We start from the raw sequence: 17,087 nt of genomic DNA, 5'->3' as shown, positions 1-17,087 counted from the left end.
CCAAAAATAAGAAAAAGACATGGGGTGCTTGATCATCTTTTCGACATGCCACGCAAAAAATCCTTCTCGCCAAAACCGATTTCGCCCGAATGCTGATGCTCCATTGTCTCTGCGGTTCGGTGGAGGAAATGGCGGAATGGGTACGCCGCCACCATCACGATGCACGTTCGTGTGGCGGTTTGTTTTTCCTCTACATTTTACCACAACGGCTTCGGCCATTTTTCCTCTCCCATGCCCGATCCATTTACTCTTTTATTAAAACGGAACATCGTTGTCCGTTGACCACCATAAAATGGTTCCCTCTGCCGGCGGAAATGAAAACGACCGGCAGAAATGAAAACCAGAAAAATTTCTCGGCAGAGTTTCACGTTCAACACCACAATCATCGTTACGGGTAGCCCTAAGGATGTCTGACAGGTATCAATAACCCATCTCCGGTTCCCTGCAAGTTTTCTGCTCCTCTTTTCACCCACTCTTTTCTTTATTTCAAATTAAGTGCCGTCGCGGCGTTTGATGCTTTTCCTAATTTATTAAGAATGGAAACCAACAGGGTCGGCATTGTTTCACGTGGAACAAAAAAGACCTGACAAGCGTCAGGTCAAAGCGGTTGTTTGGCGGGCATGCCAGGCTTGCGCGGAAAAGCTTTTGGCGTCGCCGCCTGTTTGCCGATTACATAAAGCGTCCTTTCGCCTGCCTCATCAGGCAAATCAAAGCGGTGTTCCGCGATCCGCCCCCCGCCCAGCCGGCGAATGGCCGCACGCGCCTCCTGCTTTTCCTGTTCCGCTTGCGCTCCCTTCATGGCGATAAAAACCCCGCCCGTGCGGACAAACGGGAGACAATACTCGGACAATACATTCAGGCGGGCCACAGCCCGGGAGATGGCCACATCATATCGTTCCCGGTGCTGCGGGTGACGTCCCACTTCCTCCGCACGGCCGTGGATGAGTTCCACATCAGAAAGCTTGAGTCTGGCCACCACTTCCGCCAAAAACGAGATCCGTTTTTTCAGCGAATCCAGCAGCGTCAACCGGATGTGGGGAAAGGCAATCTTCAGCGGAATTCCCGGAAAGCCCGCCCCCGTCCCGACATCCATCAGCCGCCTTGTCCGGGTGAAATCGTGGACAAATGCGGGTGTCAGCGAATCGTAAAAATGCTTCACATACACCTCGCGCGGCTCGGTGATGGCGGTGAGGTTGAACCGTTCATTCCATGAAAGCAACAGCTCCAGGTAATCGGAAAACAGGCCCAACCGGCTTTCGTCCAGTGCAAGATGAGGCGCACAAGCGGCTGCAAGCCACCGGTTCAACGACTGGCTGTCGTGACTCACGCTGACGTCCTCCGTTCCATTTGTTCCAGATAGATCATCAGAATGGAGATGTCCGCCGGATTCACGCCTGAAATCCGGGATGCCTGTCCAATGGAGAGAGGACGCACCTTGCTCAGTTTCTCCCGCGCTTCATGGGAAAGGCCGTGAATGGCGTAGTAATCCAGCTTGTCGGAAAGACGCTTGTTTTCCATCCGCTTCATTTTTTCCACTTCGGCAAGCAACTTGTCGATATACCCCTGATATTTTATCTGGATCTCCACTTGTTCCGCCGCTTCTGGGATCAACACTTCCGGCGGCGGTGAAAGATGGGCCACATCCGCATAGGTGACCTCCGGCCGGCGAAGCAGGGTTGCCAGTTCCACGGCATTGTCAAGCGGCGCCGTGCCAAGCGATGCCAGATAATCGTTCACTTCAGGCGTCGGCTTGATTTTGGTCGTCCGCAGGCGCTCCAGCTCCCGCTCAATCTGCGCTTTTTTGCGCAGGAAGCGCTGGTACCGTTCCTCCGAAATCAGGCCGATTTCATATCCGATCTCAGTCAGCCGCAGATCGGCGTTGTCGTGGCGCAGCAAGAGGCGGTATTCGGCGCGAGAGGTGAGCAGCCGGTACGGTTCCTGCGTTCCTTTGGTCACCAGATCGTCGATGAGCACGCCGATATACGCCTGCGAGCGATCCAGGATGACCGGCTCCTTCCCTTGCACCTTGCGGGCCGCATTGATCCCCGCCATGATGCCTTGCCCGGCAGCTTCCTCATAACCGGAGGTGCCGTTGATTTGGCCAGCCGTAAAGAGGTTTTCCACCACTTTCGTCTCCAGGGAAGGCCAAAGCTGTGTGGGAACGATGACATCGTATTCAATGGCATAACCGGGACGCATCATCTGGACGTTTTCCATGCCCTTGATGGTGCGCAGCATCTCGACCTGAACCTCTTCCGGCAGCGAGGTGGACATGCCTTGCACATACATTTCATTTGTGTTCCGGCCTTCCGGTTCGATAAACACCTGATGACGGTCTTTGTCCGCAAAACGGACGATCTTGTCTTCAATCGACGGGCAGTAACGCGGGCCTGTTCCCTCGATCCCGCCATTGTACATCGGCGCCCGATGCAGGTTGTCCCGGATCAGCTGGTGCGTTTGCGGGGAAGTATAGGTCAGCCAGCATGAAAGCTGATCCTGCATCCGGCTGAAGTCGGTCGTCTCGTAAGAAAAGGCGCGCGGAACATCGTCTCCAGGTTGTTCTTCCATCTTTGAAAAATCCAGGCTGTCGCGGTTCACCCGCGGTGGCGTACCGGTCTTGAAGCGGGTCAGTTCAAATCCCAGTTCTTGCAGATGTTCAGCCAATCCAACAGACGGCTGCTGGTTGTTCGGCCCGCTCTCGTACTTCAATTCCCCGATGATGATCTTGCCGCGCAGGTAAGTGCCTGTCGTGAGGACCACCGTCTTGCTGCGGAAGATGGCCCCGGTCCTGGTTACAACTCCGTAACACCGTCCATCCTCTACCAGAAGCCTTTCCACCATCCCCTGCAAAAGCGTCAGACGGGGCTGCCGTTCAAGCGTTTTTTTCATTTCTTGCTGATAGAGAAACTTGTCTGCCTGGGCCCTCAGCGCCCGCACCGCAGGGCCTTTTCCGGTATTCAGCATCCGCATTTGTACATAGGTCTTGTCGATATTCCGTCCCATTTCGCCGCCAAGGGCATCAATCTCTCTCACGACATGGCCTTTGGCCGGTCCGCCAATGGACGGGTTGCAAGGCATGAACGCCACCATGTCCAGGTTGATGGTCAAAAGCAGCGTTTCACAACCCATCCTGGCTGCCGCCAGCGCCGCTTCGCAACCTGCATGACCCGCGCCCACCACGATTACGTCGTAACTTCCTGCTTCGTATGGCATCGTCCTTCCCTCCTTCACAAAACGAATGTTACTTTCCGAGACAAAACTGCGAAAAGATCTGATCCAGCAGCGCCTCTCCCACTTCTTCCCCGATGATTTCACCCAAAAGAGACCAGGCACGCCGCAGATCAATTCCGATCATGTCCACCGGGATCTGTTCCTCCAGATGACGCAGCGCTTCGGCAAGCGCATCTTCTGCCTGGGTGAGCAAACGAATATGCCGTGCATTGCTGAGGTAGGTGAAGTCTTCCGTCTCCACTTCTCCTGAAAGGAACAGTTCGGCGATTTTATCCTCCAGTTGCGCTAGCCCCGGCTCGCCCACTGTGGAGGTTTGCACCACCCTCCCAGGAAAAGCCGACTCCAGCTCCTGCAAATCCAGGCGCAGCGGGAGATCGGCTTTGTTGGCGACCAGTATCGCATTGCGATCCTTCACCATGGCCAAAAGCTTTCGATCCTCTTCCGTCATCGGCTCGCCGCTGTTTACGACCAGCAGGATCAGATCGGCCTCTTCCAGCGCCTTGCGGGAACGCTGGACGCCGATTTGCTCCACCAGATCCGCCGTTTCCCGGATCCCCGCCGTGTCCACCAGGCGCAGGGGAATCCCGCGGACGGTCACCATCTCTTCAATAATGTCGCGTGTCGTCCCGGGAATGTCCGTCACGATCGCCCGGTTTTCACGGGCCAGAGCATTGAGCAGCGAAGATTTTCCCACATTGGGCCGGCCGATGATCGCGGTGGATACCCCTTCGCGCAAGACGCGCCCCTGCCGGGCCGAGGCCAGAAGCTTGCGAATCTCTTCCCTGAGCCTGGCTGTCTCGTTCAGCAAGTGTTGACGGGTCAGGTCTTCCGCATCATATTCCGGATAATCGATGGTGACCTCAAGATGCGCCAGCAGCTCCAGCAATTGCTGCCGGATGGCGCGGATCTTTTCCGACAGCCTGCCTTCCACCTGGCGGATGGCAAGTTTCATCGCCCGCTCCGATTTGGCGCGGATCAAGTCGATGACCGCTTCCGCCTGCGCCAGATCGATCCGACCGTTTAAAAAGGCCCGCTTTGTAAATTCACCCGGTTCCGCAAGACGTGCCCCCGCATCGAGAATGAGCTGCAGCACCTGCTGTACGCCGACAATGCCCCCGTGGCAATTCACTTCCACCACATCTTCACGGGTAAAGGTATGCGGCGCGCGCATCACCGATACCAAAACCTCTTCCACCTTCTCCCCCGTATCCGGGCGGATCAGATGGCCGTAATGGATCGTATGGCTCTTGACTTGCGCAAGCGGGACTTTGCCGCGAAAAAGGCGATCGACAATCGGTATCGCCTCCGGCCCGCTGACGCGGACGATCGCGATGGCTGCCTCACCCAGCGCGGTGGATATCGCCGCAATGGTATCCTGTTCCACTGGCAACACCTGCACTTTGTCCTCTAATGCTGCAAAACGCTTTTATCCCTGAATTTTCAGGGTAACACAATTCAAGTATGAATAAAAGTGGAAAAGTAATCCGCTATCCATCCTGTCGCTCATGGGGATCGGCAGTCGGCAAAGAGGAGGAGGTTGCATGCGGTCGTCGTTGAGCGTCGCCTCGTTTTTGGGATGTGGTGCGGTGGGATGGTCGTTGCAAGGATGGCTGTCGCAGGGAGCGATTTTGCGACACGGAGGATTGCGCTGACCGAGGGTCGGAAAACGATTGCCTGGGATAGATGACGACATGCCTGCGGCTTCCTTCTCCCCGGCTTTCTGTGTACACGTCCCGGTGTTCACGCAGCGACATGTGGATCACCCTTCGTTCCCGGGCGTTCATCGGTTCCAAAGAGACCGGCCGGGCCGTTCGCACAGCCTTTTCGGCAAGCCGCCTGGCCAAATTTTTCAATGCCTCTTCCCGGCGCCGCCGGTAATCGCCCGCGTCCAGCTCCACATTCAGATACTGTTCCGCGTACCGGTTTGCCACCAGGGAAACCAAATGCTGCAGCGCATCCAACGTCTCACCCCGGCGGCCGATATACACCCCGACCTGTTCGCCTACCAATTGCATGCGCAGCCGGTCTTCATCCGCATACACTTCCAGCTCGGCCGGCACACCGATGCAACGGATGACATCCAAAAGGAACCGCTTCGCTTCATCGACAGGGTCGGCCAGCCATTCCAGCTCCACTCTGGCCTGCCGCCTGCCAAACCATCCGAGAATACGCCGGGCCGGCTTTTCCAGGATCCGGATCCGCACCTGTTCCCTCGGCACGCCAAGCTCCTTCAGCCCGGCTTCGATCGCCTCTTCAACCGTCCTTCCCTCGGCCAGCACTTTTCTCACTGCGCTGTACCCTCCTGAACTTTTTCAGCGTACAACACCTTGTAGAGAAAATAGGTCTGCAAGATAGAGAACAGGTTGCTGTAAACCCAATACAATGACAGGGCAGCCGGAAGCGTAATGGCGATGAACAGGATCATGGCCGGCATGAACACGCTCATCATCCGCAACATCTGTTGCTGTTGCTGCATCTGCGCGGTCATCGTGGACGGTGTGGGCATCATCTTCCGCGTGACCACGGTCTGAAAGTAGGTGGTCAGGGCAGCCAAAGCAGGGAGGAGGTAAATCGGATCCGGAGCCCCCAGGTTCATCCAGAGAAAACTGTGTTCGCGGATTTCCGCGTTTCGCATGATCGCGTGGTAAAAAGCGATCAGAATCGGCATCTGGATCAAAATGGGCAAACAACCCATCAACGGATTCACATTGTGTTTCTGAAACAGCTTCATCGTCTCCATCTGCAGCTTTTCCTGGTTGTTCTTGTATTTTTTCTGCAGCTTCACCAGCTCAGGCTGAATCGCCTGCAATTGCTTGCTGCTCTTCATCTGTTTATACATCAGCGGCAGGATGAGAAGACGAATGAACAACGTCACCACCAAAATGGACAGGCCATACGATCCGGCCATCCATCCCGCGACGGTGTCCAGCGACCATGATAACGGATACACAAAATAACGATCCCAGATGCCGCCATTGGGATCAATGGGTTTCATGTAGCTCTCTGGTGAGCAGCCTGTCATCATGAAGACAATCAGCAGCAAACCGAAAAGTACACCTATTCGCCTGACCAAGAAAAAACCTCCCAAATCATGTGAAGTAACAAACGTTTCCGTTCATCTCATCAGGGAACTGGATCGTATCCTCCAGGATGAAAAGGGTGGCATTTGACAATTCGGCGCATGGCCAAACAGCCCCCTCGGATCACCCCGTGCTTCTTGATGGCCTCGATGGCATAATGTGAGCAACTCGGATAAAAACGGCATGCAGGTGGTTTCAGAGGTGAGAGAAATCGCTGGTAGAATCGAATCAAACCAATCAGGAGATGTCGCATCGGTTCGCCTCAAAAATGGATTGGTGGCCGGCAAGAAACAAAGCGTCCCTTGCCGTCTGTCAGGATTGGCTTCCCCGCTGCCGGAAAATCTTTCCCTTCCAGAACAGATGGTTCAAACTCTTCTTCACACCTTCAAAGTCCAGATCCCGGGCCCGGTTGCGGGCAATGATCACCAGATCCAGATGATCCCGAATTTCCTCCGCCTGCAGGCGGACCACTTCCCGAATGAGCCTTTTTACCCGGTTGCGAATGACAGCATTGCCGATCTTTTTACTGACGGAAACCCCCATCCGGAATCGCTCTACCTCTGGGTTATGAAAAGTATAGCAGACAAACTCACGATTTGCTACCGATTTCCCGCACTGGAAAACCCTTTTAAAATCCTCCCGCTTCGACAATCGCAACTGGCGCGGCAACATGCTGACGACAGTATCCTCCTAGTTCTATCAATCTCCATAGATATAGAAAAAAGGCCTGGATTAGGCCTCTCTTCTTTTTACGCAGTAAGCACCTTTCTCCCTTTTCGACGCCGGGCCTGCAACACTTTACGGCCGTTTTTCGTGCTCATCCGCTTCCGGAAACCGTGCACTTTTTTCCGCTTCCGCCGCTTGGGTTGATAGGTTGGCTTCATGAAGACACCTCCTCCCTTCGGCACCCCACAGACGGCTCCCCATCTGCGTCGCCTTGTTTGTCGCCTTGATTCGTTTGTCGCCTTGTTTCACTTAAATATAATGACTCCCGGGTCGTCCCAGATAGCAGTAACATCTTTGTTATTCTATCCAGTGTCCGGGAACATGTCAAGAAAACGGACAACCCTTGACAAGAAAAGACAAAACTCCCTTTCCACAATCCACAAATCATCCGCGATTCCCCATTGTCCACATGTGGACAAACCGACCGCGCAACCAATAAAAATTCACAGGCTAATCACAATATCTAGTGTTGTGGACAGCATCTATCCACAACCTTTTGAAATCCGGGACAACCATCCTGGAGAGGCCGGAAAAAGAATTGCGACAGGCCTTTTTTTTATGCTATGATTAGGACTACTGACTCTGTGGACAAGTTCATCATGCAAATAAGTTACCCACAACCTGTTGATAACTTTGTGGACAGTTTCCATAGGTTGTGGATATTTTTGTCTACAGGCTGCGAAAGTTGTGGATTTTTGCCACATTGCGCAATCCCCCAGCAAGGAGGATTTACCCGTGCCAACTGTGCAGGAAAGTACCCAGATCTGGGAAGAAGTGATCGAGCAGATCCAAAAGCGAGTGAGCAAGCCCAGTTACGAGACCTGGCTGAAAGACACCAAGCTGGAACGGATCGACCAGGATACGGCCGTCATCCAGGTGCCCAACCCATTTATCCAAAACTGGCTGCAAAAGCACTACAGCGATTTGCTGCAGGAAATCTTTTACGAAGTGACGGGGAATCTGTTGAACTGCCAATTTGTCCTGCCTGAACCCCAGAGCAAGGATGCGACCCACGACGCCGTCAAACAGATTCACATCCAGCTCAAGCCGGAAAAAACGCATCCGTCGCGCTTTCATAGCAATCTCAATCCCAAATACACCTTTGACACCTTTGTCATCGGCGAAGGAAACCGCTTTGCCCATGCCGCTTCGCTGGCCGTCGCCGAATCGCCGGCACAAGCGTATAACCCGCTTTTCATCTACGGAGGCGTCGGACTGGGAAAAACGCACCTGATGAACGCCATCGGCCATCACGTTTTGGAGCGGAACCCCCACGCAAAAGTGATGTACATGACTTCGGAACGGTTTACCAATGAATTTATCCACGCCATTCGCGACAATCAGGCCGTGATGTTTCGCACCAAATACCGGAACATCGACGTGCTGCTGATTGATGACATCCAGTTTTTGGCCGGCAAGGAGCAGACGCAGGAAGAGTTTTTCCACACCTTCAACGCGCTGCATGAGGCCGACAAGCAGATCGTGATCTCCAGTGATCGTCCCCCCAAAGAAATTCCAACCTTGGAAGACCGGCTGCGTTCCCGTTTCGAATGGGGGTTGATCACCGACATCCAACCTCCCGATCTGGAGACAAGAATTGCGATTCTTCATAAAAAAGCAAAAGCAGAACAACTGGAGATCCCGCCAGATGTCATTCATTACATCGCGAACAAAATCAGCACCAACATCCGCGAGCTGGAGGGAGCCTTGATCCGGGTGGTGGCTTACTCTTCCGTCATCAACCGGGACGTGGACATTCACTTGGCACAAGAGGCATTGAAAGACATTCTCTCCCCTGAACAGTCCCGGCCCTTGACCATCGAGGACATCCAAATCGTGGTCGCCGAGCACTATGGCATCAAAGCGGATGAAATGAAGGCTAAACGCCGGACCAAGGATGTCGCATTCGCGCGGCAGGTGGCCATGTATCTGGCCAGGGAACTGACCGATTATTCACTGCCGAGAATCGGACAGGAGTTCGGGGGACGGGACCACACCACGGTGCTGCACGCGCACACCAAGGTGGAACAACTGTTGCAGCAAGACATCCAGTTGCAGGATAGCATCAAGCGGATTCAAGACCGCCTTCAACATATGAGAAATCCGTCATCCGCCCTGTGAACAACGATTTGTGAACAACATGCTCTGTTTTCCCTGAAGTTATGCACAGTGGATAACTGTTTGCGCCGTCACTTCACTCATTTTATCCCCTTTATCCACAATCCATAATAGTACTGCCAAAAGAAAAGTCTTTTGATCCTACCATATGTATGATGCCGCAAGCGAAAACATGCCGCCTGACTTCTCGCGCGGCTAAAAAATTCAGGAAGCCCGAAGATCACACAAACCCGGAAAGATCCAGAGGAGAAGAGAAAAGATGCTGATAACCATCGACCGTATGTGTTTCAACACGGCTGTCCAGCAAGTGCATCACGCTGTCAACAGCCGCACACCCATTCCCATCTTGACAGGCATTTTGTTCATCGCAGATGAAAACGGCTTAACACTGGCGGGCAGCAATTCCGACATTTCGATACAAACCAAAATTCCGCTTCGTTCTCCGGCTGAAGCTGAAGAGGAAGAACCGCTTCTCGTACACCGGCCGGGCAAAGTGGTTTTGCCGGCACGCTACACGGCGGAAATCATCCGGCGCCTGGACGGCGAAAAGCTGACGATTGAGGTCTCGGCCAACTACACGGCCAAGATCACCTCCGGAAAGACGGAGGTTCTCCTCAACGGCCTGGATCCGGAAGAATATCCCGCCCTGCCCGGCTTTGACTGGGAGAACAATCCCTCCATCGTGCTGCCCGGCAACCTGTTGAAAACGCTTATCCAGCAAACCGTGTTCGCTGTCGCGGAATCTGAAACCCGGCCCATTTTGACGGGCGTCTGCTGGGAAATGCATGAGGGACGGTTGCGCCTGACGGCCACCAACAGCCACCGTCTGGCCAAAAGGGAGACCCCCATCGAAGTAAACGTTCCGCCTTTTGAGCAAGTGATCATCCCGGGGAAAAGCCTGAACGAACTGCTCAAGCTGATTGAAGGCGAAGAGTCGGTCGAGATTGCGTTCACGCAAAACCAGATCCTGGCCAAAGCGGAGAACTGGCTCTTTACCTCAAGGCGGCTGGAGGGGTTTTACCCCGATACGAGCCGGATCATTCCCCAATCCGCCAAAACGGAAGTGCTGATTTCCAACCGCATCCTGCATGACGCGATCAACAGAGCCTACCTCTTTGCAAGAGAAATCAAAAACAATGTGGTAAAATGTTCAATACAGGAAGGGCAGCCACTGGTCATCACTGCCGATTCGCCGGCTGTCGGGCAGGTTACGGAAGAGGTTCCAATCCTTGGTTTCAGCGGTGAAAGCGCGCATATTGCGTTTAACGCCAGGTACATGCTGGAAGCGTTGCGGGCCATCGACAGTGAGGACGTGCAGCTGTTGATCACCGGACCGATGAGCCCGTTCATCCTGCGTCCGGAAGCGGATGACTCGTTGATCCAATTGATTCTGCCGGTGCGAACCAATTGATTGAAGGAAAGAGGGCGTTTCATGTGGAATGGAACAAGGAACGGACGCAAAAAAGCGAGCACCAAACGCTCTCGATACACACCCCCTATATCACCTTGGGACAGTTGCTCAAACGCGCCGGGGTGATCGACACGGGCGGCGCGGCCAAACAGTATCTGGCAGACAACGAGGTGCTTGTCAACGGCGAAAGGGAGGTGCGGCGCGGTCGCAAACTGTTTCCGGGTGACACGGTGGCCGCAGGTTCCCGCCAGTGGCTGATTACCCGGGAAAACACCCGGGAATAAGTAGGATGGCAAGCGATGTTTTTAAGCGAACTTAGCCTGCAGAACTTCAGAAACTACAAAGAATGCCAGCTGGCATTTTGTCGGCCTCTGAATATTTTTTTTGGGCAAAACGCCCAAGGAAAAACCAATCTGTTAGAGGCGATTTTTCTTCTTGCGATGGCGAAATCCCACCGTACCAGTCAGGATCGGCAACTCATCGGCTGGGGAGAGGAAGAGGCCCGGATTGCGGGAAGGCTGACGCGGCAAGGACGGGAGGTGGAATTGTCTCTCCATCTGTCCGGAAGAGGCAAGACAGCCCGCATTAACCGGCTTGAACAACAGCGGCTGAGTGATTTTATCGGCCACCTCAATGTGGTGATGTTTGCGCCGGAAGATGTCAACCTCGTCAAGGAAGGTCCTGGCCGGCGCCGCCGTTTTCTCGACATGGAAATCGGACAGGTCAGTCCCAGCTACCTGTACGACTTGACCCGTTACCATCGCCTGATTCAGCAGCGGAACCGCTTTCTGAAAACGGGAGAGGCGGCCCGGCAACTGGCGTTGCTGGATACGTGGGATGAACAATTGGCGCAAATCGGTGTTAAAATTTTACAGAAACGTCTACAATTTATAAAGAACTTGCAAAATTGGGCTGCGGCTCTGCATGAGCAGGTGACCCAAGGACGGGAACATCTGGAGCTCCGGTATCAGATGACGATCCCCCTGCGACAGCAGGATAATCTGGAGGAGAATGTCGCCGCTTATTATCGGGCGCTGGTGGAAGCGCGTCCCCAGGAGATGCGGCGCGGAACCAGTCTGGTCGGCCCGCACCGGGACGATCTCCGCATTTTGGTGAACGGAAAGGATGTGCAGATGTTCGGTTCGCAAGGGCAGCAGCGGACGGCAGCCCTTTCCCTCAAGCTGGCTGAGATTGAGTTGATCCGCGAAGAAGTGGGCGAATACCCGCTGCTTTTGCTGGATGATGTCTTGTCTGAACTGGACGTCCAGCGGCAGTCATACTTGATCTCCGGAATCCGGCCGGAGGTGCAGACCTTTATCACCACCACCCATCTGGAAGGGATGGAGGGCGCAATTTTGGATACGGCGGATGTATATCACGTCGAGAGCGGGCAGGTTAGAAAGACCATGTAACACCAGTGGACGGAGTGGTGAACCTTGTACATTCACATCGGCGGTGAGATCCTGCTGCGGGCCCGGGAGATCGTGGCCATCTTTGACGCGAGCATCCTCAAGAAGCAAAAGCAGCTTTCTCTGCAGCAGGACTGGCTGGTGATCAGTGACCAGTGCAAATCCATTGTCCTTACAACCAACCGTGTGTATGCCTCTCCCATTTCGCCGGGAACATTGCGAAAACGTCTCGTGTTCGGGAGAAGGTTCAATCCTCAGGAAGAGGGGTCAGGCTCCCGGTGATGCCTGCTGCTGGCCATCAGGAACTTGCAACCGGGGAAGAACAAGGTGACAATAAGAGCAGGAATACCCTGAAATGTAGAGAGCAGGTGAATGGATTGGCAGGTCGTCAAACCACAGTGGATACGCAGGCGTATGACGAGACGCAGATTCAGGTGCTGGAAGGCCTGGAGGCGGTTCGCAAGCGGCCCGGCATGTACATCGGTTCCACCAGCAGCCGCGGGCTGCACCATCTGGTCTGGGAAGTGGTGGATAACAGCATTGACGAGGCGCTGCAGGGACGCTGCGATCACATTCAGGTGGTGGTCCATGCCGACGGCAGCATCACCGTAGCGGATAACGGCGCCGGGATTCCGACAGGGATTCATCCCAAAACGGGGAAGTCCACCGTGGAGACCGTTCTGACCATTTTGCACGCAGGCGGAAAGTTTGGCGGCGGCGGTTACAAGGTGTCGGGTGGATTGCATGGCGTGGGCGTTTCGGTCGTCAATGCCCTTTCAGAATGGCTGGAGGTGACCGTCAAGCAGAATGGAAAGGTGCACTTCCAGCGGTTTCAGCGGGGGGTTCCCGAATTTCCGCTCAAGGAAATCGGTGAAACCGGGGAAAGCGGGACCACCATCCGATTCAAGCCGGATCCGGAAATTTTTCAGGAGACGACGGAATTTGACCACACCACGCTCCAGAATCGTCTCCGCGAGCTGAGTTTTCTCAACAGCAATGTCACGATTCAGTTGATCGATGAGCGGAAAGGCAGTGAGCAGACGTTTCACTATGAGGGCGGGATCCGCTCATTTGTCGATTTTCTCAACAAAGGCAAAACGCCCATTCATGAGGAGCCGATCTACCTTCGTGGACTCCGCGAAGGCATTGAGGTGGAAATCGCGCTTCAGTATACCGAGAGTTTTAACAGCATCATTTATTCCTACGCCAACAACATCCACACCCATGAAGGGGGCACGCATGAATCCGGCTTCAAGAGCGCCCTGACCCGGGTGATTAACGACTATGCGCGAAAAAACAATCTGCTCAAGGAAAATGAGTCCAACCTGATTGGCGATGACGTTCGGGAAGGTTTGACGGCCATCATCAGCGTGAAGCTTCCGGATCCGCAGTTTGAAGGCCAGACCAAGACCAAGCTTGGCAACAGCGAAGTGCGTGGGATCACGGAGTCGCTGTTTGCCGAAGAGTTCGGGATATACCTGGACGAAAACCCCGCAACGGCGCGCAAGATCGTGGAGAAGGCGCTGCTTGCGGCGCGGGCGCGCGAGGCGGCGAAAAAAGCGAGGGAGCTGACCCGGCGGAAAAACGCACTCGAGGTCAGCGCGCTTCCCGGGAAGCTGGCCGACTGCGCCTCCAAAGATGCTTCCATCTGCGAGCTGTATCTGGTGGAGGGGGATTCGGCCGGCGGTTCGGCCAAACAGGGGCGGGATCGCGTCTTTCAGGCGATTTTGCCGTTGCGCGGAAAAATCCTCAACGTGGAAAAGGCCCGCCTCGACAAAATCCTTTCCAACAACGAGATTCGCGCCATCATCACGGCGCTGGGGACCGGAATCGGTGAAGATTTTGACCTGTCGAAGGCCCGCTATCACAAGCTGATCATCATGACGGATGCGGATGTGGACGGGGCGCACATCCGGACGCTGCTCTTGACTTTCTTTTACCGTTACATGCGTCCGCTGATCGAGGCCGGCTACGTGTATATCGCGCAGCCGCCCCTGTACAAGATCAGCCACGGAAAAGTGGTGCGCTATGCCTACAACGACCAGCAGCTGGAAGAGATTCTCCGCCAATATGAGGGCAAGGGAGAGCCGGAAATCCAGCGCTACAAGGGTCTGGGCGAGATGAACCCGGAACAGCTGTGGGAGACGACGATGGATCCGGAGAGCCGGACCCTGCTGCAGGTGCGGCTGGAGGACGCGATGGAGGCCGACGCCATTTTTGAGACGCTGATGGGAGAGAGAGTGGAGCCGCGACGGGAGTTCATCCAGGAACATGCCAGATATGTCCGCAATCTGGACATCTGACACTCACTGCATGTCCAAAAAGTGACAGAAAGAAAACAGAAAAGAGGGTAAAAAATTAGGATGAGTGCACGCGTACTGGAAGTGGACATTGCCAAAGAGATGCGCGAATCCTTCATGGATTACGCGATGAGCGTCATTGTCAGTCGCGCCCTGCCAGATGTGCGTGATGGACTGAAGCCGGTTCAGCGCCGGATCCTCTATGCGATGAGCGAGCTGGGGATGACGCCGGATAAACCCTATAAAAAGTCGGCACGGATCGTCGGTGAAGTGATCGGGAAATACCACCCCCACGGGGACGCCGCAGTCTACGAAACGATGGTCCGGATGGCCCAGGATTTTTCCTCTCGTTATCCCCTGATCGACGGGCACGGAAATTTCGGTTCCATCGACGGCGACGCGGCGGCGGCGATGCGCTATACCGAAGCCAGGCTCTCCAAAATTGCCACCGAATTGCTGCGTGACATCCAGAAAGAGACGATTGATTTCGGACCAAACTACGACAACTCAGAGAAAGAGCCGCTCGTTCTTCCCTCCCGTTTTCCCAATCTGCTGGTAAACGGCGTATCCGGCATTGCGGTGGGCATGGCCACCAACATTCCGCCTCATAATTTGCGGGAAGTGATTGACGGGCTCATCATGCTGATTGACCGGCCGGAGGCGTCGGTCGCTGACTTGATGAAGGTGATCAAAGGTCCCGATTTTCCCGGTGGCGCCATCATTATGGGCCGGGACGGGATCCGGCAGGCCTACGAGACAGGACGTGGAACCATCACGGTACGGGCCAAAGCCTTTATCGAGGAAGGCAGCGGCGGGAAACACCGGATCATCGTGGAAGAGCTGCCCTACCAGGTGAACAAGGCCAACCTGGTGGAAAAAATTGCCGAACTCGCCCGCAATCGAAAAATTGACGGCATCACGGACCTGCGCGATGAAAGTGATCGGGCGGGCATGCGCATCGTCATCGAACTGCGGCGTGACGTGAACGCCCGCGTCGTGCTGAACAACCTGTACAAGTTGACGGCGATGCAGACCAGTTTCGGCATCATCAACCTGGCGTTGGTCAACGGCGTGCCCAAGGTGCTCAACCTGAAGGAGACGCTGGTCCATTACCTGGACCACCAGCGCCAGGTGATCCGGCGCCGTACCGAGTTTGATTTGCGGAAAGCGGAGGCGCGCGCCCATATTCTGGAGGGGCTGCGGATTGCCCTGGATCACATCGACGCCATCATTGCGCTGATCCGCGGTTCCCGAACCACCGAAGAGGCGCGGGAAAAGCTGATGGATCGGTTCCAGCTCACGCAAGAGCAGGCACAGGCCATTGTGGAAATGCGCTTGAGAAGTCTGACCGGACTGGAGCGGGAAAAGATCGAGGCGGAATACCAAGAATTGCTACAGAAAATCGCCGAATGGCAGGCCATTCTCGCCGATGAGCAGAAGATCCTGGCCGTGATCCGGGACGAACTGCTGGAGATCAGGGAAAAATATGGCGATGAACGGCGCACCCAGATCCAGCGGTCGGAAGGAGAGCTCTTGGAGGAGGATCTGATTCCGGAAGAAGAAGTGGTCATCACCATTACCCATCAAGGATATATCAAACGCCTGCCGATCAGCACGTACAAGAGCCAGAAGCGCGGTGGGCGCGGCGTGGTGGCGATGGGGACGAAGGAAAACGACTTTGTCGAACACCTTTTTGTCACTTCGTCCCATGCCAATCTTCTCTTTTTCACCAACAAGGGCAAGGTATACCGTCTGAAAGCTTACGAGTTGCCTGAGCTCAGCCGTACGGCGCGAGGCACGCCGATCATCAACCTGATCCAGATCGCGCCACGGGAGTCGATCAACGCCGTCATTCCGATCCGTGATTTTTCCGAAAATGGCTACCTGGTTTTTGCGACCAAGGAGGGCGTGATCAAGCGTACAGAGCTTGCTGCCTTTGAGCATATCCGCAAAGGAGGCCTGTTTGCGATCAACTTGCGCGAAGACGATGAGCTGATCGGCGTCCGGCTGACCGACGGCAGCCAGGAAGTCATCCTCGGGACGCGGATGGGCATGTCCATTCGCTTTCCGGAGACGGATGTGCGGGTCATGGGCAGGACGGCCACCGGCGTGAAAGGGATCACGCTGGCCGAGGGAGATTACCTGATCGACATGGATATCGTGGATGAGAAGGCCAATGTGCTGGTGGTGACGGACAAGGGATATGGCAAACAGACGCCGATCTCGGAGTATCGTCCGCAGACGCGAGGCGGCAAGGGGATCAAGACGCTGAACGTGACGGAACGGAACGGCCGCGTGGTCGCCTTGAAAGTGGTTTACCCGGAGGATGACGTGATGATCATCACGCAACTCGGGATCATGATCCGTCTCAATCTTTCAGAGGTGTCCGTCATTGGGCGAAACACGCAGGGCGTGAAGCTGATCCAGATTCGTGAAGACGAAGATGACCGTGTTGCCACCGTGGCACGAATCCCGGCCGCCGAAGAATGATGCCTGGGATTTGGCTGGCGTTGTCAGGGATGTGCCCCCTTGCAAGGGGGCACAATGTCATTTAAGAAAAAAGTTTGTTCAACCTGTTGACAAGCCCAATAAACCTGTGTATGATATAAAATGCGTTTGCGAGAGAGCAAGACAAATGAGCGAAAGCGATGTTCCTTGAAAACTGCACAATGAAGCGAACCTGAAGAGTCAGAGTTGAACTTTTTTCATGGAGAGTTTGATCCTGGCTCAGGACGAACGCTGGCGGCGCGCCTAATACATGCAAGTCGAGCGGGGAGGCAAGCGGAAGCCTTCGGGCGGAAGCTTGCATCCT

At 54.8% G+C, this 17,087-nt stretch carries 15 protein-coding genes, 1 pseudogene and 1 other annotated feature; of the genes and pseudogenes, 8 read left to right on the top strand and 8 right to left on the bottom strand.

Features of this window, described 5'->3' with window-relative positions:
* Window positions 1-128 precede the first annotated feature (128 nt).
* Entirely contained in the window at window positions 129-398 is a 270-nt protein-coding gene (locus tag BAA01_04780; protein ID OUM87590.1) for a hypothetical protein, read from the top strand.
* Window positions 399-598: 200 nt separating this feature from the next.
* Here BAA01_04780 and BAA01_04775 read toward each other — a convergent pair whose 3' ends face one another.
* The 7 genes from BAA01_04775 to BAA01_04745 all read right to left on the bottom strand — a co-directional run bounded on the left by BAA01_04775 (window position 599) and on the right by BAA01_04745 (window position 7,195).
* Window positions 599-1,306 carry a 16S rRNA methyltransferase G gene (locus BAA01_04775; GenBank protein ID OUM87646.1) on the bottom strand — a complete coding sequence of 236 codons (708 nt, stop codon included), beginning with the start codon at window positions 1,304-1,306 and terminating at the stop codon, window positions 599-601.
* A gap of 17 nt (window positions 1,307-1,323) precedes the next feature.
* Window positions 1,324-3,213, bottom strand: a complete 1,890-nt coding sequence (locus BAA01_04770; protein OUM87589.1) for a tRNA uridine(34) 5-carboxymethylaminomethyl synthesis enzyme MnmG — start codon at window positions 3,211-3,213, stop codon at window positions 1,324-1,326.
* A gap of 28 nt (window positions 3,214-3,241) precedes the next feature.
* On the bottom strand, window positions 3,242-4,615 hold the full coding sequence (locus BAA01_04765) for a tRNA uridine(34) 5-carboxymethylaminomethyl synthesis GTPase MnmE (protein ID OUM87588.1): 1,374 nt from the start codon (window positions 4,613-4,615) through the stop codon (window positions 3,242-3,244).
* Between the two features lie 103 nt (window positions 4,616-4,718).
* On the bottom strand, window positions 4,719-5,519 hold the full coding sequence (locus tag BAA01_04760; GenBank protein ID OUM87587.1) for a hypothetical protein: 801 nt from the start codon (window positions 5,517-5,519) through the stop codon (window positions 4,719-4,721).
* Window positions 5,516-6,304, bottom strand: a complete 789-nt coding sequence (locus tag BAA01_04755) for a preprotein translocase YidC (GenBank protein OUM87586.1) — start codon at window positions 6,302-6,304, stop codon at window positions 5,516-5,518. The genes BAA01_04760 and BAA01_04755 overlap by 4 nt, the downstream gene beginning before the upstream one ends.
* Before the next feature lie 319 nt (window positions 6,305-6,623).
* Entirely contained in the window at window positions 6,624-6,980 is a 357-nt protein-coding gene (locus tag BAA01_04750) for a ribonuclease P protein component (GenBank protein ID OUM87645.1), read from the bottom strand.
* An 80-nt stretch (window positions 6,981-7,060) separates the two neighbouring features.
* Window positions 7,061-7,195 carry a 50S ribosomal protein L34 gene (locus tag BAA01_04745; GenBank protein ID OUM87585.1) on the bottom strand — a complete coding sequence of 45 codons (135 nt, stop codon included), beginning with the start codon at window positions 7,193-7,195 and terminating at the stop codon, window positions 7,061-7,063.
* A 586-nt stretch (window positions 7,196-7,781) separates the two neighbouring features.
* Between BAA01_04745 and BAA01_04740 the strand changes: the two genes are divergently transcribed.
* The 7 genes from BAA01_04740 to BAA01_04710 all read left to right on the top strand — a co-directional run bounded on the left by BAA01_04740 (window position 7,782) and on the right by BAA01_04710 (window position 16,765).
* Entirely contained in the window at window positions 7,782-9,158 is a 1,377-nt protein-coding gene (locus tag BAA01_04740; protein OUM87644.1) for a chromosomal replication initiation protein DnaA, read from the top strand.
* Window positions 9,159-9,414: 256 nt separating this feature from the next.
* Complete coding sequence (locus BAA01_04735) at window positions 9,415-10,566, top strand: DNA polymerase III subunit beta (GenBank protein ID OUM87584.1); 1,152 nt, start codon at window positions 9,415-9,417, stop codon at window positions 10,564-10,566.
* 23 nt (window positions 10,567-10,589) lie between these two features.
* Window positions 10,590-10,850, top strand: a complete 261-nt coding sequence (locus BAA01_04730) for a hypothetical protein (GenBank protein OUM87643.1) — start codon at window positions 10,590-10,592, stop codon at window positions 10,848-10,850.
* 15 nt (window positions 10,851-10,865) lie between these two features.
* The gene (locus tag BAA01_04725; protein ID OUM87583.1) at window positions 10,866-11,978 is read left to right on the top strand and encodes a DNA replication/repair protein RecF; all 1,113 of its coding nucleotides are present in this window, start codon (window positions 10,866-10,868) and stop codon (window positions 11,976-11,978) included.
* A gap of 24 nt (window positions 11,979-12,002) precedes the next feature.
* Window positions 12,003-12,257 carry a hypothetical protein gene (locus tag BAA01_04720; protein OUM87582.1) on the top strand — a complete coding sequence of 85 codons (255 nt, stop codon included), beginning with the start codon at window positions 12,003-12,005 and terminating at the stop codon, window positions 12,255-12,257.
* Between the two features lie 95 nt (window positions 12,258-12,352).
* Window positions 12,353-14,278 (top strand): DNA gyrase subunit B, encoded by a 1,926-nt coding sequence (locus tag BAA01_04715; GenBank protein OUM87642.1) that lies wholly within the window; start codon window positions 12,353-12,355, stop codon window positions 14,276-14,278.
* Window positions 14,279-14,338: 60 nt separating this feature from the next.
* Window positions 14,339-16,765, top strand: coding sequence for a DNA gyrase subunit A (locus BAA01_04710; protein ID OUM87581.1), 2,427 nt, complete (start codon window positions 14,339-14,341; stop codon window positions 16,763-16,765).
* A 61-nt stretch (window positions 16,766-16,826) separates the two neighbouring features.
* Here BAA01_04710 and BAA01_04705 read toward each other — a convergent pair.
* Window positions 16,827-17,087, bottom strand: a pseudogene (locus tag BAA01_04705) (hypothetical protein).
* Window positions 16,977-17,081, top strand: a sequence feature (possible 16S ribosomal RNA but 16S or 23S rRNA prediction is too short). It overlaps the preceding pseudogene by 105 nt.

It is taken from the genome of Bacillus thermozeamaize (assembly GCA_002159075.1).
GTDB lineage: Bacteria > Bacillota > Bacilli > ZCTH02-B2 > ZCTH02-B2 > Bacillus_BB > Bacillus_BB thermozeamaize.
Note: the sequence above shows the minus strand (reverse complement) of the source record. Positions and strands in the feature narration are given on the sequence as shown.